19 protein-coding genes, 1 tRNA gene and 3 pseudogenes are annotated in these 24,202 nt (G+C 43.2%); 12 read left to right on the top strand and 11 right to left on the bottom strand.

Going from position 1 to position 24,202, the window contains the following annotated elements; translation table 11 throughout:
• Positions 1-7 precede the first annotated feature (7 nt).
• Positions 8-4,552: an exodeoxyribonuclease V subunit gamma gene (locus tag JMX70_RS06730; RefSeq protein ID WP_201590714.1), complete on the bottom strand. Its 4,545-nt coding sequence runs from the start codon at positions 4,550-4,552 to the stop codon at positions 8-10.
• 468 nt (positions 4,553-5,020) lie between these two features.
• On the opposite strand from JMX70_RS06730, the gene JMX70_RS06725 reads away from it, so the two are divergent.
• From JMX70_RS06725 to JMX70_RS06715, 3 genes are all read left to right on the top strand, one after another.
• A complete protein-coding gene (locus tag JMX70_RS06725) occupies positions 5,021-5,593 on the top strand; it encodes a hypothetical protein (protein WP_201590711.1) in 573 nt (190 codons plus the stop codon).
• A 66-nt stretch (positions 5,594-5,659) separates the two neighbouring features.
• Entirely contained in the window at positions 5,660-6,490 is an 831-nt protein-coding gene (locus tag JMX70_RS06720; protein ID WP_201590708.1) for a hypothetical protein, read from the top strand.
• A gap of 72 nt (positions 6,491-6,562) precedes the next feature.
• Positions 6,563-6,638, top strand: a tRNA-Arg gene (locus tag JMX70_RS06715).
• An 83-nt stretch (positions 6,639-6,721) separates the two neighbouring features.
• On the opposite strand, the pseudogene JMX70_RS06710 reads toward JMX70_RS06715, so the two are convergent.
• From JMX70_RS06710 to JMX70_RS06695, 4 genes and pseudogenes are all read right to left on the bottom strand, one after another.
• Positions 6,722-7,947, bottom strand: a pseudogene (locus JMX70_RS06710) (IS3 family transposase).
• Positions 7,948-8,306: 359 nt separating this feature from the next.
• A complete protein-coding gene (locus tag JMX70_RS06705; RefSeq protein WP_225211716.1) occupies positions 8,307-8,645 on the bottom strand; it encodes a hypothetical protein in 339 nt (112 codons plus the stop codon).
• A gap of 183 nt (positions 8,646-8,828) precedes the next feature.
• A complete protein-coding gene (locus JMX70_RS06700) occupies positions 8,829-9,320 on the bottom strand; it encodes a hypothetical protein (RefSeq protein WP_201590706.1) in 492 nt (163 codons plus the stop codon).
• Positions 9,321-9,365: 45 nt separating this feature from the next.
• Positions 9,366-9,563: a RusA family crossover junction endodeoxyribonuclease gene (locus JMX70_RS06695; protein ID WP_145989792.1), complete on the bottom strand. Its 198-nt coding sequence runs from the start codon at positions 9,561-9,563 to the stop codon at positions 9,366-9,368.
• 35 nt (positions 9,564-9,598) lie between these two features.
• On the opposite strand from JMX70_RS06695, the gene JMX70_RS06690 reads away from it, so the two are divergent.
• The 9 genes and pseudogenes from JMX70_RS06690 to JMX70_RS06650 all read left to right on the top strand — a co-directional run bounded on the left by JMX70_RS06690 (position 9,599) and on the right by JMX70_RS06650 (position 18,399).
• A complete protein-coding gene (locus JMX70_RS06690) occupies positions 9,599-9,910 on the top strand; it encodes a transposase (protein ID WP_201590703.1) in 312 nt (103 codons plus the stop codon).
• 89 nt (positions 9,911-9,999) lie between these two features.
• Positions 10,000-10,170: pseudogene (locus JMX70_RS12665) on the top strand (transposase); the annotation flags it as partial.
• A gap of 103 nt (positions 10,171-10,273) precedes the next feature.
• Positions 10,274-10,789: pseudogene (locus JMX70_RS06680) on the top strand (IS3 family transposase); the annotation flags it as partial.
• 459 nt (positions 10,790-11,248) lie between these two features.
• Positions 11,249-12,418 (top strand): siderophore-interacting protein, encoded by a 1,170-nt coding sequence (locus JMX70_RS06675; RefSeq protein WP_201590701.1) that lies wholly within the window; start codon positions 11,249-11,251, stop codon positions 12,416-12,418.
• An 89-nt stretch (positions 12,419-12,507) separates the two neighbouring features.
• Positions 12,508-13,272 carry an ABC transporter ATP-binding protein gene (locus JMX70_RS06670; protein ID WP_201590699.1) on the top strand — a complete coding sequence of 255 codons (765 nt, stop codon included), beginning with the start codon at positions 12,508-12,510 and terminating at the stop codon, positions 13,270-13,272.
• Positions 13,269-14,234, top strand: coding sequence for an ABC transporter substrate-binding protein (locus JMX70_RS06665; RefSeq protein ID WP_201590697.1), 966 nt, complete (start codon positions 13,269-13,271; stop codon positions 14,232-14,234). The genes JMX70_RS06670 and JMX70_RS06665 overlap by 4 nt, the downstream gene beginning before the upstream one ends.
• Positions 14,231-16,204 carry a Fe(3+)-hydroxamate ABC transporter permease FhuB gene (gene fhuB, locus JMX70_RS06660; protein WP_201590695.1) on the top strand — a complete coding sequence of 658 codons (1,974 nt, stop codon included), beginning with the start codon at positions 14,231-14,233 and terminating at the stop codon, positions 16,202-16,204. Before JMX70_RS06665 ends, fhuB begins: the two co-directional genes overlap by 4 nt.
• A 5-nt stretch (positions 16,205-16,209) precedes the next feature.
• The gene (locus tag JMX70_RS06655) at positions 16,210-16,533 is read left to right on the top strand and encodes a TonB-dependent receptor domain-containing protein (protein ID WP_225211715.1); all 324 of its coding nucleotides are present in this window, start codon (positions 16,210-16,212) and stop codon (positions 16,531-16,533) included.
• A gap of 153 nt (positions 16,534-16,686) precedes the next feature.
• A complete protein-coding gene (locus JMX70_RS06650; RefSeq protein ID WP_201590693.1) occupies positions 16,687-18,399 on the top strand; it encodes a multidrug ABC transporter permease/ATP-binding protein in 1,713 nt (570 codons plus the stop codon).
• A gap of 124 nt (positions 18,400-18,523) precedes the next feature.
• Here JMX70_RS06650 and JMX70_RS06645 read toward each other — a convergent pair whose 3' ends face one another.
• The 6 genes from JMX70_RS06645 to JMX70_RS12595 all read right to left on the bottom strand — a co-directional run bounded on the left by JMX70_RS06645 (position 18,524) and on the right by JMX70_RS12595 (position 24,182).
• Positions 18,524-18,817, bottom strand: coding sequence for a DUF3325 family protein (locus JMX70_RS06645; protein WP_193031969.1), 294 nt, complete (start codon positions 18,815-18,817; stop codon positions 18,524-18,526).
• Position 18,818: 1 nt separating this feature from the next.
• Positions 18,819-20,519, bottom strand: a complete 1,701-nt coding sequence (locus JMX70_RS06640) for a PepSY-associated TM helix domain-containing protein (RefSeq protein ID WP_201590691.1) — start codon at positions 20,517-20,519, stop codon at positions 18,819-18,821.
• 26 nt (positions 20,520-20,545) lie between these two features.
• Entirely contained in the window at positions 20,546-20,836 is a 291-nt protein-coding gene (locus JMX70_RS06635; protein WP_201590689.1) for a hypothetical protein, read from the bottom strand.
• Between the two features lie 59 nt (positions 20,837-20,895).
• Complete coding sequence (locus tag JMX70_RS06630; RefSeq protein ID WP_201590686.1) at positions 20,896-23,172, bottom strand: TonB-dependent siderophore receptor; 2,277 nt, start codon at positions 23,170-23,172, stop codon at positions 20,896-20,898.
• A 336-nt stretch (positions 23,173-23,508) separates the two neighbouring features.
• Entirely contained in the window at positions 23,509-23,934 is a 426-nt protein-coding gene (locus JMX70_RS06625; RefSeq protein WP_265089130.1) for a PepSY domain-containing protein, read from the bottom strand.
• 8 nt (positions 23,935-23,942) lie between these two features.
• Entirely contained in the window at positions 23,943-24,182 is a 240-nt protein-coding gene (locus tag JMX70_RS12595) for a hypothetical protein (RefSeq protein ID WP_265089129.1), read from the bottom strand.
• Between the last annotated feature and the right edge of the window lie 20 nt (positions 24,183-24,202).

The raw sequence follows: 24,202 nt of genomic DNA, 5'->3' as shown, positions 1-24,202 counted from the left end.
TAGCCAGCTAACTATCTAGACCTTGTAGGGCAGTAAACATCGGCTCATAGAGCGGCTGTGCTAACGTCGTCAATGCTGCTGATAGAGCTTTAAACGCGTCTTGATCACGCAGTACGTATTGCCAAATGGCATGCTGCGAGCAGGTATCATATACCGTGTCTACGTGATAGTTAGGTCTTAGCCAATCTAAGAAGTCTGCGCGTTTTGGCCAATAGCTGCCGCTCTCATCTTCACTCTCTGCCGCTTTTGCGCACTTATCAAGATAACTGAGCGCATATTCTGGCAATAAGGTAATCGGCACTTGACCGACTAGCTTGCCAAATATCGCCCATTTTATTAGCTCAACCACGGCATCTTCATACACAATAGGGTTTAGCTTAAAGGCGGTTACTTTTTCATACTTTTTGACTTGTGAGCTTGGCTTATTAAAACGCCAAATACTCACCCCATCATTTAGAGCCACTTGCTCAGCAGTGGTACGTCTGGCAACTTGCCAATACAAATGCGACAACCAAAACTTGATTAAATGCTTGGGGCTAGCAGAATTGGGCAGTATGTTTAACCACTGCTTGGGGGATTGCTCGGCATAGGACACACCTGCCTGTAGATTAGCGCGATGGTTATTAGCATCTATTGCTACTGATGCTGGTATTGATGTAGGAACTGATATTGGTACTAATATTGGTACTGAGCCTTTTATCTTAATGAATTGGGGTAATAGATTCAGTAATGGCGCATTATCAGTATCATTTAATACAGCCGCTAGCTCTATCTGAACGGGATGCTCGGTGGTTGGGGTCAGTAGCTGCAAACCAGCTATATCGCTCGCCTCTAATATCTGAGCATCATCCAAGCCATTGTCCCAGCCATTAGCAATTAGCTGCTCTTTAAATTGCTGACATTGCTGCTGCAGTTTTTGTTGTTGATTAGGCAAGGTCGTTTGGCGCGCCACACCTGCTGGCATGATTTTTTGATACATCAAGATTGGGCTGTCTTGCTTAGCTGCGCTGTCGGTACTGTTATTGGCGGCATCGCTCGCCAGCTCGTTAATCAAATACTCTTTAATCTGATAGGTCGTCAGGCTGTCCAGGAATAGCGGCTCTTGATGAGCCATCGCTTCCTCGCCTTGCACCACATGTACCTTTTGAGTACGCAAAAATTCCTTGGCCGGATGACGCACTTGATAGGCCAATACCCCTTCAACGTCTATCTCTCCAATATTAAATACAGTTTCGGAAAGTGCCTTTTTAGTAAGGTCATTAATCTCACCAGAATCACTGGAGACAGCGGTCGCTTCTAGTGACAACATCTCAGCCAATGCATCTAAAGTTTGATTGTCTATTTGTCCTAACTGACCTAGAGATTGACCAAGCAGCTGAGCGATTGATTCGTACTGTGCTTTGGTAGGCAAACCAACCAGTTCTGCATGCTCACTAAATGCTCTGCCCTTTAAGGTATCAAACACCGCTTGCCAAAGCGGCGCAGGCGGAAACTGACGTTTTTGCGCAAGCTTGGTTTTGCGCATAGCTTTATTCAAAAGAGCATCTAACTCATCTGCATTATCAATAAGGCTGTTGTCTTGAATATTATTTTCAGTGTGGATAGCTGCGCTTTCATTCAAATTGAGCTTAGGAGTGTCAGACGCTTGCTCAAAAATATCCGCGTCTTCAATGTCTGTTTCAAACAAGCTCTCATGAAACGGTAGTGCTGGATGCTCCGTCACCAGCCACTGCTTAATCAATTTAGGTAAATAACGCTTAAGGCTCTCGGTGGTAGAGTCAACATTCTGAGGCAATGTGTCTAACGCTTCAAGCGAATTGACCTGCCACTGTACCTCACCTTGCAAAAACTGTAATAGCTCACTGACTGGGTTGGCGGGCAGGTGCTCATGGGTGTCTGTCAGACTTTGACCGTTATAAAATATCCAGCAAGCACTGCGCGCGCACAGCAATGCGTCTAAAAACGCACCATTATCGTCATCTTCACTGACTCTGTCACCGCGACGGGCATTAGTGGCTTTCATCAAATCATAGCGATTATCAAGATCACGCCCAGGGAATTCAGAGAGATCCATATTGAGCATCACCACCAAATCAAAAGGCACGTTCCTCAATGCACCAAATCGACCAAAGGTAATCACCCCAGTCGGCTCGGCACTGACCTGCTGACTCTCAAGCTCCGCCTCAATACTGTCCAGCATAAAACTCAGCTTTAATGGCAACTGCTCAACGCCTGCAAGCCTTTGCTCTACTTCTTTTTTGTTAGCATTACTGACACTATCGCTACTGGCGTACTGTCTATAGTGACGATTGGCCCTCAGGCTTGATTTAAAGCCATTCATAGCGTTATAGATGGCGCGCATCGTACGGGTTTGGTCGACATCACCGAAATAGCGATGAATGACTTGTTTCTCAATCTGATCAAGCCAATCCTCCGCTTTAAGTTTTTGTGTATGATCATCACGGCGAGCGGTCAAACCGGCATAAATACGGCAAAGCGCTTCAACAATCATCGCATCGTTTAGGCTCACTTGCGGCAGTGGCAAACTCATCTCTGGCAAGGCAGTGCTTGGCCAATCCTTCTGTGCCAAAGGATATAAGCAATCGCTCAAACTGGCCTCCGGCATCACCAGACCTAAGGTTAATCTATCTAGCGCTTGAGCAAAGGTAAATCGGTAGTCATAGTCGTTGCTATCTAAGGTTTGTTTAAGATGCCATTCATCAAAGCCGCGAATAAAGCCTGCCTCTACCAGTAAATCACAACCACGGCTCATCTGATCATGGGTTAAGCCAAAACTTTCATACAGCGGTGGTAGCATTAGCCAATCAAGCACCTCTGCCGCTTCAAAGCGGGCACTATGACTGCCTAACAGCTTATAAAAACCAATAATGGCTTCCCATAGCTGACGAATATCTGCATCGACCACACCAGTTACCTTTGCAGGCAAGGTCAAACCGTCTTGACCTTTACCACTGACGAAAATAGAGCTGATCAGCGCATGGTGACGCTCAACATCGGGCAGCAACACGACAATATCGGATATATGGCGTTTTTTCTTACCAGGTTTTAATGGCTCATTCAACCAGCGCCCAATCATAATACGCAGTACTTCAAGTTGACGCTGCAAACTATGGCATGAATGAATACTTAGGCTATTATCTTGTGCAGACATTGCCCAAAAACGCTCCTTCTCAAAGCGTTTATTCTCTAATGCTTCATCGTCATACCACGGCGTCTCTTGCTCATCTTGATCAGAGCCGGTCTCTAGTTGTTTACTGACTGCTTGCGATACTTTGGCCGCGGTCGCTTGCTGGGTAGACTGCTCATCGAGCATCAACACATCATTTTGTAAACGTCTCAATAAGCTTACGCTCTTTTGCAGCTGTTGCGCACTATCATCAAAATCAATACTGAACTCGTCGCTCAAGCCATCATTGCTATCATCGCCCTCATTAAAAATATCTTGCCACTCGACGAGTGCGTCTTGGTATTGCTCATTACCCGATAAATTAGCAAGCATGGCAAAGGTATCACGCGACTGTTTGCCCAAACGTGATAGCAGACTGTGACCATAATCACGCAGAAACACGCTTTCAGGGTTAATGATCTGTTGACGCTGTAGCCATGATTTATCAACAATATCCGCCCAAAACAGCTTGGATGGGTTGTAGTGCAGCAGTGTGATATCCATGTATTGTGACAAGCGCTGTAAAAAGTCGAGCTCGGTTTGTGGCAATTGCTGAATGGTAAAAATGCGCAGAACTTTGGGCAGTTGAGCACGCTCATTCGCCTTGTTGCTTTTTAGCGCTGACCAAAAAGTATCCTCAAGTGCCACCCGGTGCTGATGCACATCGGCAAACAAATGCGACCATAAGAAACGCTGCGCGACCTCTAACTCTACATAGTGCGCCACCAACCATTCAGGGGTGCCACGTGCATACTTATCGAAGCGCAAGGATAGTGCATCCTTATCCGCTATCAGCGCATCCACATTAAGCGGCTTATTATGTGACCACAGATCCAACCAGTCCTCACGATGGGTTAAATAGCGGTTAAACACCCTCGCCAAATCACTTGCCAGCTGCCAAATACGCGCATCTTGCTGTGCCTTATCCTGCTGAACTTCTTCTTGCGGCTCATCAATCAAAGACGCCAGCAGTGGATGAACGGGATGTTTTTCATCAGCGACAATCGCCTCTTGATAGTAAGTCAAATAACCAAACAATCGCCACTGCATTACCGTTGGTGACAGCACTGCCACCTCAGGCACATTCAACGTTGACGCTACAGGGTTTTGTTCTAATAAATAGGCATTGTGGCGGCTCAACACATCCTGCATCAATATCCACTGATACTGACCCCAAAACGTCGTCGTCACTAAGGTACTGATACCCGCTTGGCTTGCAATAGACTTGTCTAGCCAATCACCAAGTACCATTGATGGCACAATGACAACAAACTCTTCAAAAATGGGTTGATTTTTGGACTTATAGGCCTCCAACAACTGCTCAACTAAAAGCTCGGTGCGGTGCGACTGAATAATGGTAAACATAAATGAGGTAATCTATTTGAATGAATAAAGCTGGAATAGTAAAAATTGAGTATTAAAAACAACACGACGAGCGTGTAAATTTTACGGCAAAGCTGATGATAGCGTATGGTTTCATACTTTTTATGAAGAAGAAACGTGGTAGGCAACACTCATCAATCTATGTTTGCTGCTCGTTAGTCTGTTGCATTTCTGCTAGCATAATATCGATTAAAAACAGTAGATATTATAGTACCAATTCATGCATAACACCCTGTGTTTGGCAGTAAAACTGTCGCTAATAATAAACGATGAGTATTAATAACACGGTTGGTAGTGAGAAAAGCTAATAACGTGCGCAATCTGCTGATCAGTGTGCCACTGTTCGCGGTGGTTTACCAGCACGTCACCTATAAAGCAAGAGCGCTTGCGACAACGGATGTCGCTCTACCCTTTACCTAAACTTTTTTGTTAAAGAGATAACAGAATACTATGCCCATGCGCCCCATTGATGCCATTTTCGTTCATCCTAAACGCCGGTTGTATGTTGTATACTACCGCGGTGAGCTGTGGGAATTGCCCCGCATGAAAATTGATGATAGGTCATGGCAAAACAGGCAGCCTTATACTGACGATAGCAGTGGTCTTTATCTTAGCATCCATCAAGCCATTAGCGACCCGATATTGACCCAAAAACTTCGTACTTTAAACTTGCCAGCAGCGGTGCGTGGCAGCACGTTACCACGCTTTGAAGCATGGTGGGAAGCCCACGGTTTTAAATGGCTTAAAGACAAACTTACCACCGGTGAATCGCCATTGGCCGCGCATCAGGCTTTGCAAGCATTGTCTACTAATATGGCAGCTACTCAAGCGACTGATAAACAAAACGCGCCTGTTTCAAGCTTCCAAGTAGTATCTAATGATGCTAGCAGTAATAACGAAAATAATCCTACCCAACAAAAAACTAATGAGCCAAGTACGGCAGCACCTGTAGCAAAAGACGCGGACATCTTTGCTCATATGCTGGCAGATTTAGTAGACGAAGTATTAAACCATCAAGAATAAATCTGTTACCATTTATCATCTACTCTATCAATTAACCACATTAACCAAAAAAAAGAGCGGTAACTTATGAGAGATTACAAGCTGCTATTAGCGGGGCTTATTTTACTGCTGCTGATTATTTTTATCGCCATCTTTACTTGGTTATGGACCAGTAACCGCAAAAATATGGACCCTTTGCCGATTATGGCAAATAACAATGATACATCGTCTGCGGATAATGACGAAAATACCATTGCGAAAAGCACCTTGCACATCCAAGCAGAAGATGGGCTGCAAGCACCTTTAGATGCGGTGATTGCAAGCTTTCAAGCACGCTATCCAAATATGCAAATATTAACAAACTATGTGCCTTCGGCTGCCCTTTTAACGTTATCCGATAATGATTTTGCCGACAGTCATCGCACCGACGATGAGCGCGCGTCTTTTCTCATAGATACCGATTTAATCATTGCGAATGGCAAGCTGTCAAAAGAGCGCCTAGCGCCTTTGCAAGAACAATTAAAAACCGCTCAAGACAAGCACAACCAGAACAAATTAAATGATAGTAGCACCCAAGTTAAAAAAGCAGAAGATGGCGTAGATGAAGCTGATGCAGAAGTGGCGGCTCACGCCAAAAGCGATAATACCAATACCCGTAGCCTGAGTTCTTTTGGCTATGCCCTACGAGGCGAGCAAGCGGTAGATGGCGTGGTATTAACGCAAAACCCTGCTGCTATTAATTTTAGAAACTTTTTGCTTTCAAGTACCGGACAAGACATCTTAAGTCAGCATGATTATAACAATATCGATGGCTATAAGAACGATATGGATAATTTATTCAAACCGAGCTCAGGCGCCAAACAAGCAACAGGCGAGCTGAAAGTAGATGTCGCCGACGCCCTTAGCAATGGCAAGTGAGCATAAAGCCCGCTGCTTAATGATTACTCATTGCTTTTGTAACTGGTTTTTTCTACAATAGCACTCCATTATGCGCTTATAGCTCAACAGGATAGAGCAGTTGCCTCCTAAGCGATCGATCGGGGTTCGAGTCCCTGTGGGCGCACCAATCATTGTATTTAGACATAACCTCGCATTACCTAAAGTGACCCCTGCCGTCAAATCCGTACAGTTAAACTTGGGAGATTTTAATTACGCAGCCTGACGATAATAATCAAACCACACCTGTCTTGGCGATTTATAGCCCAAGCCCTTTTGAATCCTCGTCTGGTTGTAGTACAGCTCGATATATCTAATGATATCGTTGATGGCTGTAAATCTGGTTTTATAATCTTTATGATATATCAGCTCATTCTTCAATGTACCCCAGAAGCTTTCTATCGGCGCATTGTCATAACAGTTGCCTTTAGCGCTCATTGAGCCTGTAAATTGATGCTGCTTAATGATCTTGTGGTAGGCATGGCTGCAATACTGGCTGCCTCTGTCAGAGTGGACTATTAGCCCTTTGGGAGGTCGTTTGTTCTTGATTGCCATAGTGAGTGCACGGCAAACTAAATCAGCAGTCATGCGTTTATTAATGGCGTAACCGACAAGCTCTTTAGTGTATAAGTCTTTAATGCCTGCTAAATACAGCCAGCCCTCGTTTGTCCAGATGTAGGTGATGTCACTGACCCAAGCTTGATTCGGTCTTTGCATATCAAACTGCTGATTTAATACGTTGTCATAGACCAGCTTATTGTGATTAGAGTCAGTGGTGACTTTAAAGCGCTTGTGGCGACGGCATTTGATGCCATGCTCCTCTTTAATGCTTCTAACCATGTAAGGGCTGATATCATGTCCTTGCCCGTTTAGGTGCGCCTGTAGACGCTCAAAGCCGTAGCGTTCCTTGGTTTCACTGTGCGCAGCTTTAACCAGTAACTCGCACTGATTACGATGTATCTGCTGCTCGCTTAAGTCACGACTTAGCCAATCGTAGTAGCTTGAGGGCTTAACGCTCAATACACGGCACATAGTAGTGACGCTAAATATCTGCTGATTGTCTTTAATAAAGGCGTACTTTACGGGCTGTTTTTCGCGAAGTACGCCGTCGCCTCATTCGAGCATAGCTCTCATCTTGCGTCGGGGCGAAGCAGTGCTTCGCTTTATCCCTCCTCATTTAAGATCTCGCGCTCCTCTTCAGCCACTTTGAGCTGACGCTTGAGCTGCTTTATTTCTTGAAGAGCACTCATAAGATCAGGATCGTATTGTTCAGTGCCCACAAGCTTGCCCTGATTGGCTTTATTCTGCCAGTTAGATAAGGTTTGCATGGCGATCCCGAGCTGCTTTGCAGTAGCTGAAATATTGCCATTATTATCCGCTATCTTCTTGACAGCTTCTGCTTTAAATTCTGTGCTGTAAGTTCTAACTTTCTTGGACATGGTAAACTCCTCGTTGAGTCGTTAGTTTACCAAGTTTACTTGTACGGTTTCTTCAGCATAGCTCATAGGCCTCTTGGTTGGTTAGATCGCACATATCAGCTTCCATGCTAAATCGTAGACATAAAAAAGCCCGATATGGAAAATCACATATCGGGTACAAAAACGTAGGCAATAAAAAAACGAAAGAACCGGAGAGTTATCTTTCGTTCAAGACATTCATATTTAAATCAATTTACAATTACTGCCATTGTAGAAAATATAACACTACAGTGCGGCATGGGTCAAGTCATATAATAATACCTAGACAAGCCTGCTCTTCCTTGCTTTATTTTTTAAATTTTATTAAGTGGATTAGTACCCTACATCATCATTTCTTCACTAATAGAGTCTCCTTCGTGCAAAGCATTAAAAAGCTTTACCTCTGCAACCTTTATTAATGCCTCTCGCTTAGCATAGGTGTAATTTTGAGTAGCATTCGAGTCAAACAAAAGATCTTCGCTGTTCTGTTTTTGCCATTCAACAATACTTTGTAAAAGCTCAGCGCAATAAGCCTCTCGAGCTTCATCAAATAATGGCGTGTCAATGGTAGGAGCATCACCAATATCATCTGCGACCGTAGTGATTGCTAACATCATAATGGCATCAAAACTTTGTGGGCTAACTTGTATGTCTTTTTCCTGTTTTATATCTAACATCATCTTACCTGCTATTTTCTAATCAAGAATTTGTATGACGCTATACTAGATTCTTAATGTGACAGACTAATGACATCATCATAATTACATGCTTTCAACCAGCTCACAGCTTATTGCTAGGTTAGATCTATACTTGGCAATATCATTATTAATACAGTGGACCAACTCTTCTAGGTCATTTAGCATCTAGCGTTGGTAGCATAAGAAATAATTACTGTAAGTTCTGTCATTCATTTTTATCCCACTAAACAACAATCGTCCTTCAACCGTGTAGATAGTCCACAAATCATATAGCTCAAAATGCAATGTCATACGTGCTACAAGCGACGATAACTCCTTTAAGGTTTGCTTACCGCCCCTAGGTGCTTCACGGCCATCTACGACGCATCTATCGAACATCTTAAGCGCAAGATACTCTACGACCATATCAAAGCACTCTGACCAGTCCCATAATTCGTTATCACCCCATACCAACAAAGACGCCAGCGCTTTAGCGTGACGACTCTCAATCAATGCAATAGCAGCTGCCTTATCCTCCCAGTTCACTTCAGGAGGCAATCCACCTTGGCCAATATCAAACTTAACGGTCTTGGCACCCATGCCCTGCTTTAACCATTCACCGCTGAGTAATTCTAAGCGTGGACTGGTGCCGAATCTTTTAGCTAGTAAGTTGGTCATTTTGAGTCCTCAATTTAATTAATCAATATACTTTTTTATACCGCGTTATTTCGCCAACTGTCGTCTGTCATCAATCTCACATAAGACGATATCAACACGGCCACCGGGGACGATCTCTTTGCCTCGGTACGTGTGTATCTCATCGACCTGGCTATCATTTTTTATAAACTGAGCTTCTTCCAAGGCGTCCAGTATCAGCTTATTGCGATTATTGTAGTGGCATAATAAACTTGGACAGCGCATAAGAGGTTTATACTAACCCAAAGAAGGAAAATAGTATGACCACCAAACGCAACCAATATACCCGAGAATTCAAATTAGAAGCCATCAGCTTAGTTGTTGACCACAAACGTAAAATACCTGACGTGGCCAATTCTTTAGGAATAGGTAAATCCACTCTACAGAAATGGCTGAGTCAGTACCGTCAAGAAATAACTGGCCAAGCACCTAAAGTCGGCAACGCCTTAACGGATGAGCAGCGCGAGCTTCAAGAACTGCGCAAACAAGTTAAGCGGCTGACTATGGAGCGTGACATCTTAAAAAAGGCTTCCGCTCTGCTAGCCTTGGACAGCCTGAACGGCTATCGCTAATCAGTCAGCTTGCAGAGCAAGACAAGCATGTTAATAAAAGTCTTCTGTGCAAACTGTTTGGCGTGATAAAAAGCAGTTACTACTATGGCATGCAGCCCAAGCCCATCAGTCTTGAAACCGTCAAGCACAAGGTATTAATTCGTCAAATATTTAACGACTCAAAGCGCTCAGCAGGCGCTCGCAGCATTGCCGCCATAATAATGAATGAACACAACATCAAGCTATCACGCTATATGGTAGGTAAACTTATGGCGCAGATGAGGCTTAAAAGCTGTCAATTGAAGACGCACAAATACAAGCACGCTGACGAGGCGCATAAAACGCATGACAATATCCTAGCTCGCAACTTTAGCCCAACAGCGCCCAATCCAAGTCTGGACGGGGGATGTGACTTACATTCGTATCAAGGGTGGCTGGTGCTACCTAGCCGTTGTTTTAGATTTATATGCTCGGCGTGTGGTGGGCTTTGCTGTATCAGGTTCCCCTGATAGCGTGCTGACCGCTAAAGCCCTACAGATGGCGTATCACACTAGGCTCAAACCCAGTGGCGTGCTGTTTCATTCCGATCAGGGAACCCATTCCACCAGTAAGACATTTGCTGAATCCGTTGCCAGTTGTGAGGGCATGACGCAAAGTATGAGCCGTCGCGGAAACTGTTGGGATAATGCCCCAACCGAACGATTCTTTAGAAGCTTTAAAACAGAATGGATGCCCAAGGGCGGCTATGAAGATATTACTGAAGCTAAAAGCGCCATTATTGATTATATCTGGGGCTACTATCAAATCGTGAGACCGCACAGTTTTAATGATTATTTAACACCGCTAGAAAAAGAGAAACGCTACTTTAACCAAAACCTCTTATCAGATGTCCTAAATTAGTTGACCACTACATTCTTACTTTCTTGGTCATAGAAAACTCCTGTTAATACGCTTAGTTTACCAATTTTATCTCTACGGTTTCTTCAGCATAGCTCAGCTTATAAAGTGTTGAAATGCAATGGCTTAATAACTGATGAGCAGGACGGGGTACCTTCTACTCTTTAGCATGAACTTTATCCATTACAAATCAAATCACAACTTCCTATTTATAAATGCATTGACAGTCAGCCTTATTAACGTAATAATAATCTAGATGTTAATGGTTATCAATAACGCTTAGGTATTTTTAATTCATATTATCGATTACTAATTCTATCGCCTTGCTTGACTCGCAATACTTATTGATTAAACTTTTGCTATTTTTATCTCTATTCTCCGCTACCTTATATTTTCAAATGCCATTTACTTGACGGTTATATGAATGAACCTTATGTGATTTTTTGGCTTGGATGACCCTTTATGGCTGAAACGCTTACTCGTTATGACACCGATAAAACCCCATTAGCCTTTGCTGATAAAGCCATGTTTATTCACCATCTTAATGAAGAGCATCAAGATGAACTTGCGATGTTTATCAATGCCTTTACCCCTGCCTCAGTCGGCGAGTACGATATAGTATCGATAAAAGAGCTGTATCCTGACGGCCTTTTGTTAGATGTTATGACGATGAATCGGTATCAAAATAACTCTAATGCGTTAAAAGATAGCAGTTCTACAGATAACAGCCTCGCTGAAAACCTTTCTAGTGTTAATCATCAATACTTTATCAAATTTTTTGTGCCTATTAGCGACGCTGAGACACTACATGAGCAATATATAGCGTTATTGCAGGCATCCGCTACTAAGCTTGGTAAGCGTACGATCAAGCTTCAAGAACAGTACTTTAGCGTGATTGATGGTTATTATGTCAGCCCTAATATGTATCGACTGGTGGTCACAGCACCCGATAATATCCCACTCAATCATCCAGGCTACGCGTATTTATTTGAGTTAAATGCTGAAGTTTTATCTACCATAAATGGTGAGTCAGAAAATAACGATAAACCTTTACAGCGCTACTACACCCTGCGAAAAGCATGGCGAGATCCAATCCGCTCGTCTGTTCAAGCTTGGATAGATGTTTATATCCATGGCGACACGCCAGGTGGTAATTGGGCACGCTCTCTCGTCTGCGGCATGCCAATAAAAACGGTGCGCGATTATCCAGAAAAAATAGAACACCTCAGTGAGGGACAATGCTTATTAATCTGCGATGAAACCTCTCTACCTACCGTCGCCAATCTATTAGAAAACTGGCAAAATCCGTTGCCGCCCCTTGTCATTACTATCACCGAAGATCCAGAAGACATCAGTTATTTACACACTCTCAATCTCTGTCAGCACTTAGGTCATGATGAGCGTTTTCTACAAGACAATCTACTTCATATCATTAAAACGCCGACAATCGATCTCTCTGAACAAATCATGAGCTTATTACATGCAAGATTAACGACATTGCCTCTTAAGATTGGCAAAGTATGGGGCGCGCTTGAAGCGACGGACATCAAGTCATTAAGACAACGATTAAAATCCACCCTTGGTTTATCTCGTCAAGATATGGTCATAAAAGTCTATTGGCGCGCTCAATAACTGCTTCAATTCCATAAATAAAATGAAAATCATTTGCATTAACCAGCTACTTTTCTTTAAAATGCCCCATTTACTTTCGACTGCTCACTATGATGCACATCAATAATTTAAGCCTAATTCGTCAAAAAAAAGTTTTGCTTCATCCTACTTCTTTTATTATCGAACCAAATAAACTGTATGCCCTCATTGGCCATAATGGTTCGGGAAAATCTAGCCTTATAAAAGCCATGGCAGGAGAAATGACGCCCACGCAAGGTGGCATTGAAATAGAACGTCAAGATTTGCGTAGCTTTTCCGCTAAAAGACTGGCCACGCATCTTGCCTATTTACCGCAAAACCTACCTGATGCGGGCGCTTTTACGGTCTATGAACTTGTGATGTTGGGTAGATACCCTCATCAAAAATGGCTGCAAAAGCCGACTACCGACGACCGTCAACAAGTAGAAAAAGCCATCGCCCTCACTCAAGTTGACGCCTTTAGAGATCGCCAAGTATCGACGTTGTCAGGTGGTGAGCGTGCGCGCGTCTGGCTGGCGATGTGCCTTGCCCAGCAAACAAAGTATCTTCTATTGGATGAGCCACTAGCGGCGCTGGATGTGGTCTATCAAATAGAAGTGTTAAAACTGATTCGTCAATTGGTCGATGAGCAAGGCTTAGGTGTTGTGATTATCCTGCACGACCTAAATCTAGCAGCAAGGTTTTGTGATGAATTTATCGCTTTAAAACAAGGCAAGTTGTGCCATATGAGTGATGTAAAACGCACGATGGAAAAGGATGTACTGCGCTCGATATTTGGTGTCGATTTTACCCTACTAACCCATCCTACCACTACTCATAAAGTCGCAGTTATATGAAAGCGCTCACCTTTTCGTTCGGGCTATGTGTGGCATTATGCTTAAGTTTATTGTTAAGCAGTTGCCAGTCGTCTGACGCTACATCACAAGCGCCACAAGCAATGTCGCCTCAAGAAAGTCAAAAAACACCTAAAGTCATGACGCCTGATTGGGGTATTGCGGCGACGCTGACTGCCATGGGATACCCACCAGTTGCTATGGGTGATAAACCTTTCTATAGAGAATGGGTCGGTAAGCCTCTTATACCTGATACGACTCTCGACGTAGGAACACGCTATCAGCCCAACCCTGAAATGTTCTCTCAGTTAGATTTGGATTTGGTCATAGACAACGATTTTTATGCGCACCTGCGTCCTATGTACGGCGATTTGCCTATCCACTCTATTGAATTGACCAGTTCTAACAAAATTGCAAAGTGGGAGGACTTTATAGAACCAACGTTAGAATTGGGCCGATCTATCAATAAACCGCAAGCCGCGCAAGATTATTTAGACAACAGTAAGAAACAAATCATTCAAGCAGGACAGACTTTTCATGCGCGTTATCCTCATATCAAAAAATTGGCTGTCGTGCAATTTGCCGATACCAATAATTTGCGTATGTTTTCGTATAATAGCTTGTTTCAACCTGCTTTAGACACGATGGAATTACAGCTAGTGGCGTTGGCAGATGGCAATCAATGGGGGTTTACGCCCATTATGCTAGGAGATTTAGCGCAGCTTGATGACGATACCTGCCTTGTGGTCGTTGAACCTCTTAGTGACCTTCTCAAACTTGAATTAGAAAACAGCTTGGTGTGGCAGCGCTTGGGTTATTCCTTTAATCAAGCGCATGCATCTAGCAAAAAAGGCCGCTGTATCACCTTACTGCCTGCGACATGGAACAACAGTGGCGTGGCTTCTATGAATGTTTTGGCTGAGCGCTTAACGAATGTCACTTTTGTAGGCCATACCGATTTATGATGAATAAAAATAATTTTTTGTCTGCTAACCGTATTTATATGATGGTCGTTTTCTTAATGCTGCTAGCAGTAGTGAGCGGTTATGCAGTCGTACATCAGCTATGGTCTCTCACTTTTTTAGAATTGTTCACCCCCTCTTTTGACCTATCACTTTCGGACATGAGTATCCAGCTACAAATCCTACCGACTATGTTGGTAGCATTGACCGCTGGTGGTCTTTTAGGATTGGTCAGTGTTTTATTACAACAGCTGGTAAAAAACACATTGGCCTCAGACACGACACTAGCAGTCGGTAGCGGTGCAAATATGGCGCTGCTCATTGTCACGTTATTCCTGCCTACTTTAGCGTTGGGGGGAAGTTTTTGGGTCGCCTTTATTGGCGCACTTGGTAGTATGGCGATTGTTTTTCTTCTAGCTGCGCCTAGCCGTATGAATCCTTTGGTATTGGTGCTTGGCGGACTGGTAACCAATATTTTATTGGGCGCTATTACTGCTTTATTATTGATTTATTATGCTGAAGAAACCTTAAACGTTATGGTCTGGGCGGCGGGCAGTCTCACGCAGAATAACTGGCAAGTATCTGCCGTATTAAGCACCGCTAGTGTGGTCGCCTTTATTAGCTTAGTGCCTTTATTAAAGCCATTAGAAATAATGAGCTTAGATGATAGGCAAGCCAAAAGTTTGGGCGTTCCTATCAATCTCATTCGTGGATTGGTAGTGGGATTGGTGGCACTACTGACCGCCCTAGTGGTCAGTCGCGTGGGTCCTATTGGTTTTATTGGTTTGGGAGCTGCCACACTGGTTAATGTGTTTTCGGTACGGCGTATTGGTTACCGCCTGCTTTTGGGTTATGTGTTTGGAGCGCTGTTGTTATGGATCACCAGTAATGCCACGACGCTGTTACAACATTATTTAAGCCTAAATATTCCTGCTGATGCAATGACGGCCATCCTTGGTGCGCCATTGGTAATATGGTTAATTGTGAGCCAAAGTCGTCAACATACCGATGAGGTTATTCCAACCTTGATTTCAGAACGCCGTGACACTCATTTAATAAGTTGGGGAATCGCCTTAATACTGTTGATCATAGGCGTACTTATCTTTACGGCGACTTCAAATGGCTGGCAGCTTAGTACGCTAAGACATTTAATTATTGACTTTAGATTGCCTCGCACGTTAAGCGCAGCCGCCACTGGCGTAATGCTAGCCACTGCTGGCGTGCTGCTACAAACCTTGACTCGCAATCCTATGGCTAGCCCTGAAGTACTCGGTATTAGCTCAGGCTCAGCAATAGGCGTGGTATTGGCCTTTGTTTTCCTACCCAGTTTTGGCTATACAGGTATTATATTATCAGGATTGTTGGGCGCTTTTATCGTCCTTAGTTTGATCTTATGGCTTGCCCGTCGAATCAATCCAGCTTATTTATTATTGGTTGGTGTGGCCATTGCCGCATTGATGGGCGGTTTATTAAGCCTGGTAAAAATATCTGGCGATCAACGGTTACAAGCGGTGTTAAGTTGGCTATCAGGTTCTACGTACCTTGCCAGTCCAGAAACGGCATGGATTTTAGTAGGGTTGGCTTTTATACTTTTCCTATTAAGCTTTATGGTCATCAAACCATTAGAAATATTGAGCCTAGGTAGCGGGATTGCCCGTGAGCTTGGGGTATCTTTGAGATTGTATCAAAGCTTGATACTCATTCTTGTAGCATTACTGAGTACGATATCAACGTTGGCAGTGGGTCCCCTCAGTTTTGTGGGTCTGATGATTCCTCACCTTGCCAGCACATTAGGCGCGGTGAAGCTCAAACGTCAAATTCAACTGTCCGCTATCTTAGGCGCCGGCTTAATGGTCATAGCAGACTGGGTTGGACGCTATCTCATATTTCCCTATGAGATTCCTGCTGGCACCATCGCTGCCATTATTGGCGGGGCTTATTTTCTATATTTGATGCGGCGTATTAGAGCGTAACCTATATGGTTAATACTTCAATAACGACACGACAACATTATCGCTATTTTGCGGCACTCGAAGGATTAACCTTAACAGGTGACATCATTCATACAGGCCCTCGTTATGCCGATAATGCCAATACCTTAAAGGTTGACGGTTATACCACGTTAGATCTTGGAGCTCGCTATAAAACCGTACTGGCCGGACAAAATGTTACCTTAAAAGGCATGGTAACCAATGTCACGGGCGAAGATTATTGGCAGTCAGTCGGTGGCTATACAGATGCTGGTTATTTAAATGCCGGTGAACCCACGGCATTAAAAGTATCAGCGACGTTTGACTTTTAAATTTAAACGCTAAGCTTGGCCAATGAGACTACTATACTGATTAAATTATCGTTATAGAATCATTACCAGAGTTAAATAAAAGGGATTAGGCGCCACCTACTCCCTTTTGTGCTATCTAAAAATACGCAAAATTCATTTTATTATTGAGTCCTTATGTCCTCTCGCGCTACAGCCTCTCTATATCATATGATCTGGTCGCATTATCGCCTGCCTTTTCTCAAAGTTATCTTACTGAATTTAGTCAATGCCGCGGTCAGTGTGGGTATTATTGCTTATATTAACCACACCTTTATCAGTCAGCCTGTTTTTAATACCTTATCATGGCAGAGCTTAGGCTATTTTTCAGCGTTAGTGGTTCTGCTATTGGTCACGACTTTTTTATCGCAATATGCCCTAACCCGCTTGGGTCATAGATTTGTGTATGAGCTCAGAACCAAGCTGGTCAAACAAATCATCGATACCAACGTTCCGCAGATTGACAAGTTAGGGAACGCCCAACTACTCGCCAGCTTGTCTACCGATATCCAATCGATTACCGTCGCCTTTGTCCGTATGCCAGAGTTGGTTCAGGGGATTATTTTATCTAGCGGAGTTGCCTTATATTTGGGTTGGTTGTCATTGCCATTATTGCTGATCATCATGGTTTGGATTGTGATGACGATTTGGATAAGCACTATTTTGGTGAAGCACGTTTATAAGCATTTAACGGAATTAAGGGAGATTAATGATCTTTTGTATCAAGATTATCAATCTATTATCGAAGGGCGAAAAGAGCTTGCACTTAATCAGCACCGCGCGCAAAAGCTGTATACCAATGATTTTTTAAGTCATGCTCAGTCTTATAAAGAGCGTGTTATTAAAGCGGATACCTTTCACTTATCAGCAGTGAATTGGTCGAACATTATGATGTTTGCAGCGATTGGCGTCGTCTTTGCGGTCTCAAACTATCTTAATATACCCATGAGCGTTGCCACCACTTTTTCTTTAACCATTCTATTTATGCAATCGCCGCTGCTACAAGCCGTTGGCGCTTATCCCACTTTACAAACGGCGCAAGTCGCGTTAGATAAAATACAGACGTTGGCGCTTGCTGATTATCAGCCAGCGTTTTTAACCAATATGGCAGCAAATGACTGGCAGACCATCTCACTGAACAATGTGAGCTATCGCTATCAAGGTATAAACCACAATACACAAGAAACTGTGACTGAAAATAAGTCGCTTACTGATTATATTCTAAAAAACGTCAATCTCACCTTGAAGCGCGGCGAAGTGGTATTTTTGATAGGCTCTAATGGCAGCGGTAAATCTACCCTTGCAAAAATCATTACTGGTATTTTTACGCCTACGACAGGCGCTGTAAAAGTAGACCAGCAGACGATTGATTCGGAAAATAATACCAATTATCGGCAGCTGTTTTCTGCTATTTTTAGCGATCAACATCTTTTTAAACAACTCATTGGCAGCCAAGACAATGACCCTGATATGTCTTTAATGACCGAGTGGCTGCATAAATTAAATTTGCAAGATAAAGTGACAGTAACTGACCATCGACTGTCTACCGACAAGCTGTCACAAGGACAACGCAAACGCTTGGCCATGCTGCTCGCTGTCGCTGAACAAAAAGACTTTCTGCTGCTCGATGAATGGGCCGCTGACCAAGACCCTGCTTTTCGCCGAGTATTTTATCAAACGCTGATTCCTGAATTAAGAGCCATGGGCAAAACACTGTTTATTATCAGTCATGATGACGGTTATTTTGAGCATGCTGACCGCTTGCTGATGATGAAAGAAGGAAGACTTACGGAGTTAAATGCAGAAGAACGCCAACGTGCCAGTGCGGACGCCATTGCTATGTTAGAGTAATTGCTCAGCTAGAATAATTGCTAATAAGTCGTACTATTAAAATGTTTAATATCAAAGCATACTGCAAGCGGGGAAATTTTATAGCAGCATTTTATTTTGAATTTGGCACTTTTATATAAACTGACTAGGCCAATTTTTCATAAATGACCATGCTCAAATATACAACTCCTGCTGCTACGATTAAGCTGGCAAACCAGACAACGATAAAATAACCAGTAGGAGGTGCAAAAAAAGGGAAGATAAAACTTATCAATAGCAGTAGCAACCCCAGCCATCGTAACCATTGCTGTTTAGTGATATATCGTTTCTGCTTATAATGATGAAACTTATCCCTATGTCTTTTACTGGTCATCATTAATGCCATCATACCTAACAGATTAAATGCCAATAGTAATCCAGATAACAGCGCGTTAGACATACTATACATTTTCCATTTGAAGCTTTGAACGACTAGGCGACTTTATTTTTTGCTGGTGAGATGCTTTCTTAAAACTGACCACATAAGTGATATAAGCAAACAGCAAGGCTAGAATAAAAAACATAACGTCAAAGCTGATGAATAGCACATCGACGCTCAAGATACTGTGAAGCAATCCGCGCTCGGTAGTTAGGCCGTTGAGTAGCGGTGTGAATAAAAGCAATAGAGTGACCAATGTTAATAATAGACGCCACGCCTGGCGACTAGACAGTAATAACGTCAGCAAAAAACCAAACGCCCAGATGATAAAAAATCCATCTACCTCCCACTTGCCTCGCCCTATTAACTCAAGCGGCAATAAACGATTGAGCCATAAAAAACCTATCATCGCTAAAGGTAATCCCGCCAGTGTGGCAATATTGAGCTTTTCTACTAACCAAAATCCCCAATCAGGCTTATCTATAGTTAATAATTGGCGGCGACGTTTAACCGTCCAAAGCACTAAGCCTGATGCAATCATACCGCAGCCCGCTGTACCACATAAAAAGTACAACCAACGCAGCCAATTATCAGCAAAGCGTCCTGCATGCAAACCTATCATGACCGCTTGTGTTTGCACAGCGAGCGGCGGCGGTCGACTGTCTTTGAGTACTTCCCCTGTTTGCCCATCATAAATACGAAACACCCCTAATGTCGATAATTGATGCTCGGCTTTACCGTCGATAATAATCATACTTTGGTCAGTATTGGGATGATTAATACTGACACTGGTCACGGTATAATTGGGGTTACGTTTTCGCCAATCAGATTGTGTCGTGGCAAGCAATGGAGCAATACTGGCCATAGGGGCAGCCTGTAACTGGGTTGCATCCGCTGCCCGATAAGAGTAAATTTCCTTAAAAAACTGCTCATTATCTACCCCAGACACCATGCCTGCCCACGGCATATACAAGGTTATCAAGGTAATGATGCCGGTAAAGGTAATCATCAAATGGAACGGTATTGGCAGCACAGAAAAAGCATTGTGCGCATCAAGCCACGAGCGTTGCCCCTTACCCCAACGAAAGGTAAAAAAATCCGTGAATATTTTTTTGTGGACAATAACGCCTGTGATAATAGCAATCAACATCATCATAGAAGCTATACCGACGATAATTCTGGCCCATATCACACTCATATAATGCAAATCAAAATGCATACGATAAAAGAAGTGACCGCCTACGGTATCTCTTGGTGTATATGCCATTTGGGTTTGCGTATCAAACTGGTATTTTAGCCTTTTGTCATCTGTAGTCACATTAATATGCAGACGTTGAGCAATATTATCGCTATCAATATCTTTAGCAATAAACCAGTTTTTGGCATGGGCTTGGGTTTGCTGTAAGTGAGTGATTGCCATAGCAAAACCATCTAACTTATCTTCTAGATTTGTCATATTTCGGTTGTGCGTAAATGTTGAAGACGTGAATGGCGTTTGCTGAGAGCGTGCCGGAATTTCAGGTTGCATCCATGCCGTCAGCTCATTATTAAAATAACTGACTGTGCCCATCAGAAAAATGGTGAATAGCAACCAACCTAACAACAGGCCAAACCAAGTATGGACGTCAGACAAAATAACTCGATAGCCCTTCACTTTAGTTTTATTTTTTGTCTGAATATTACTGATTGTGGCAGTTTGGATCTTAGTAGTGTCTGATGGCATAATAACAGCCTGATGGTAAGAAAAATCTAAATAGCGACATAATCAAACATCCCTAATATCCCTGCAATACCGACGACCAGCGTCCATGCCAGCCATAAACGTCGCAAAAAAAATACTAAGACAAGAATGAGCGCGCATACAACAACGCTAGCAATTTGACCCCAATAGATGGCAGAAATCTCATCTATAGGTAAGGCCAAAAACGTCAAACTCGTAAGCACCGCGATGCCATAGCTACCAATAATCGCTAAAAAAATACGACTGAGGACTTTAAACTCAGGTAGATAAAAACCATGACTGCTACGGCGCTTACTCATGTGACTGCCTGCGTGTGAAAGTGTAAGGTCATGATCGGCATAAAAGTGAAAGCGATCGATTAAAAGCGATAGGTTAATCTGCCGACTACATTCAAAGGCTCACCGTAAGTCAATTCACTAAAAGTGCTGCCCGCAAGATACTTTTGATTGAACAAATTATTCACATTAACCTGCGCTTCAAGATTGTCGTTAAAGCTATATCTTGCCATGATATTGGCAAGCGTCACGTCATCTTGACCGTACTTTTCAGATTGTTTCGTCACAGGGTTTTTGACAATGCCATAGTATCCATTTGACCAGTCAACGCCGCCGCCAATGGTTAAATTAGGAATGATATGAGCAAGATTATAAGTGGCAAACAGATTCAGTGTGGTATCAGCAAAGCCTGTATTGATGGTTTTGCCCTTGTTGTCTTCAGCATTGAAATGCGTATAACCAACACTCGCTTGCAGTTGGTCGCTGATTTGACCAGACACTTGTACTTCTACGCCCTGACTGGTGGCACCTTTTGCTCCGTAGTAGGCTTTCTCCAGATCGGTGCCGGGTATTATTTGACCGCCATCGAGTTGAGCAAGATTGTCCTGCTCGATTCTGAAAATACTCACTTGGCTTTGTAATGTGCCGTTATCTGACTCACTTTTTAGGCCGATTTCATAGTTTTTACCTTCGATAGGATCGAGGAATTTACCGTTTATATCACGCTGAGTTTGAGGTTTGAAGATATCACTGTAGCTGGTATAAAGACTGTGATTGTCATTAACCGCATAGGTAATCCCTGCGTACGGAGTCCAGATATGTTTGGCTTCCGTGTTGACGTTACGGCCATACTGCACACCTGAGCGTTCAAAATCAGACACACGCGTGCCTAAAATAACGGCTAAAGGATCCGATAGTTTGAGCTGAGTTGCTGCAAAAATAGCTTTTTCTTTGGTTGTGACATCAGAGCTGCGATTGCGCGCTCCCCATTCTGGTTCAGGATAACTGCCATCCCAGTCAGAAAAATCTGGGAGCGGCAATATACCATCAGGCGGTGACTTATAAGTAAAAGTATCAAGATCACTTTTGCTATAGGAGCCACCTACGATGAGCTTATGCGTCTTTCCCAGCGCATCAAAATTACCGGTTAACTTGCTTTTGACATTGAACTGTTTGCGTTCGGTATCGGCATGAAATGGGTTTAGGTTAAAAATCAGTCCGGTATCAGGATTCACGACTTGGTCGCCATTGGCATACATATAAAGCAACTTTGGACTACTGTCACTCTCGTTATAGCTGGCATTGGTGGTTAAGTTCCAATCGGCATTAAAATCATGATCAATATCTGCAAAGTAATAGGTATTATCAGAATCCCAGTTTGTCCAATCTGCGCTGCCATTTTTACTGGTATCCCAATCTGCTTTTGAGCCATCACTTAGATAGTTTGGCAAGCCGCCCCACATGGTTGATTTTGATTTATTGTGTTGACGGCTAGCACCCACACTGACCGTGGTGCTGTCGCCCAGGTCCGCATCTACTGTGGCATAAAGCAGACTTTGACCCAATTCTTGACGGTCGATAAAGGTATCACCATCTTGATAGCTAGCCACCACTCGGCCTCGTACCGCCCCACTTTCGCTTAATGACTGACTACGGTCAACACTGAGACCATATTGCCCATAACGATCAACATTGGCGGATAGCTCTGTAGCAGGAACGCTACTATCAGCCCGCTTGCGTATCAAGTTGACATTGGCAGAAGGGTCTCCTGAGCCACTCATCAAACCAGTCGCGCCGCGTACGATTTCAACATGGTCAAACATCGCGGTATTAGCAGAGTATTCGCCCATGGCAGCTTGCTGGACAAAGTCGGTATTTAAGCCGTCAATTTGGAAGCTATTGATAGCAAAGCCTCTTGATGAAAGACCATTACGCGCGCCATCAACGCTACTTACTTGGATAGCAGGCGTGCGTTTAAGCACATCTATTAGGGTGTTTGAGTTTTGATCTTTGATTTGCTGGTTGGTAACCACACTGACCGCTTGCGGGGTTTCTCTGGCCGACAAGTCCATACCCGTGGCGCTACTGGTGACAGGGATTGTATAGCTGTCAGTATTTTCCGTGACTTGTTTATTGGTCTCTGCCATGACCACGATAGTTGGTAGCGTGGTACTTGGTTCTGACCTATTGTCATCACTATTGATTTCAATGCCGTTGTCATCGTTTGGTTGCTGTGATACTTCAGCATGAATCATAGATGAGCTTACTGCCAACGAAGCAATGGCTGAAAGGTGCATGGTTCGTTTAACAAACCAACTTAAAGGGTTAGGTTTATGCTGTTTTCTACTTTGTGTAATCATAAACATCAATGATATCTCAATGAAAGTGAGGAGGATTTGAGGGAAGGCAGTTATTCAAAGCAACAATGCTCACGATTACTTGTCAGCTTAATAAAACGCTATAAAAAATGAGCTATTTATTAAAGTATTGGTGAGTAAATATATGGTTTGTTACATTAGAGTTTGTACATGATAAAGATAATAATAATGATTATCAATACAGTATTGAAATATTTTGATAGAAAGCACTATAAATAAAAATAGCACAGCAAAAAAGGCTACCTTCTAAAGGTCGCCTCAATTAAGCCCAGTATCTATCAGACGTTAACTATTACGGACTAAATTTAACAGTATTGATTACTTAAATAGCTTCTGTAAGAACTCGACACAGGAGAGCAGAAGGAGATCCAATAACGCAATAGCCAAAATCACAACGATTGCTGCTGGGAATATAATAGCCACCACAAGCAATGGAATGGCAAACGGCCACCATATAGAAAAATCTTGTTCACATGCTGGTGGATTTAGTCCAGTGATTTCGTTGGTATTACGAGGACGACGTTGCCACCACATGACATAACCGCTCACACAAATTGCAATCACAGATAAGCAAAACAGCACATTGGCTAAGACGCTCCATAATCCTAGCGTTCCCATATGAATAGCCGAACCCGCTGCCATAAATTTGCCGAAATCATTGTAATCCTCAAAGCGGATATCAGCCAATATCTTCCCCGAATAGCGGTCGATATGTACCGTACGGTCAGCCGTTGGACTTTTCATATCATAGCTCATAGAATTTTGCTAATCGTCCACACTTCTGTCGCGCCTTGTGGTAGATTCAGCTGATAACACCCTTCAAAGCCAATCTCACGAGCAAACCTATCTACCGTAACAATCATAATGGGAATATTAGACGCGTTACCGTTCTCACCTTTGGTTGACCCTGACAGCAGCATTGGCGACAGTTCTAGCACCCAAGGTACCTCTTTGGTACTGCCCGTATTTAATGCACGACTGATGTATCTCATGTAAGTGTCGCCAATGACCA

It is taken from the genome of Psychrobacter pulmonis, from assembly GCF_904846465.1.
In the GTDB taxonomy this organism is placed as follows: domain Bacteria; phylum Pseudomonadota; class Gammaproteobacteria; order Pseudomonadales; family Moraxellaceae; genus Psychrobacter; species Psychrobacter faecalis.
Note: the sequence above shows the minus strand (reverse complement) of the source record. Positions and strands in the feature narration are given on the sequence as shown.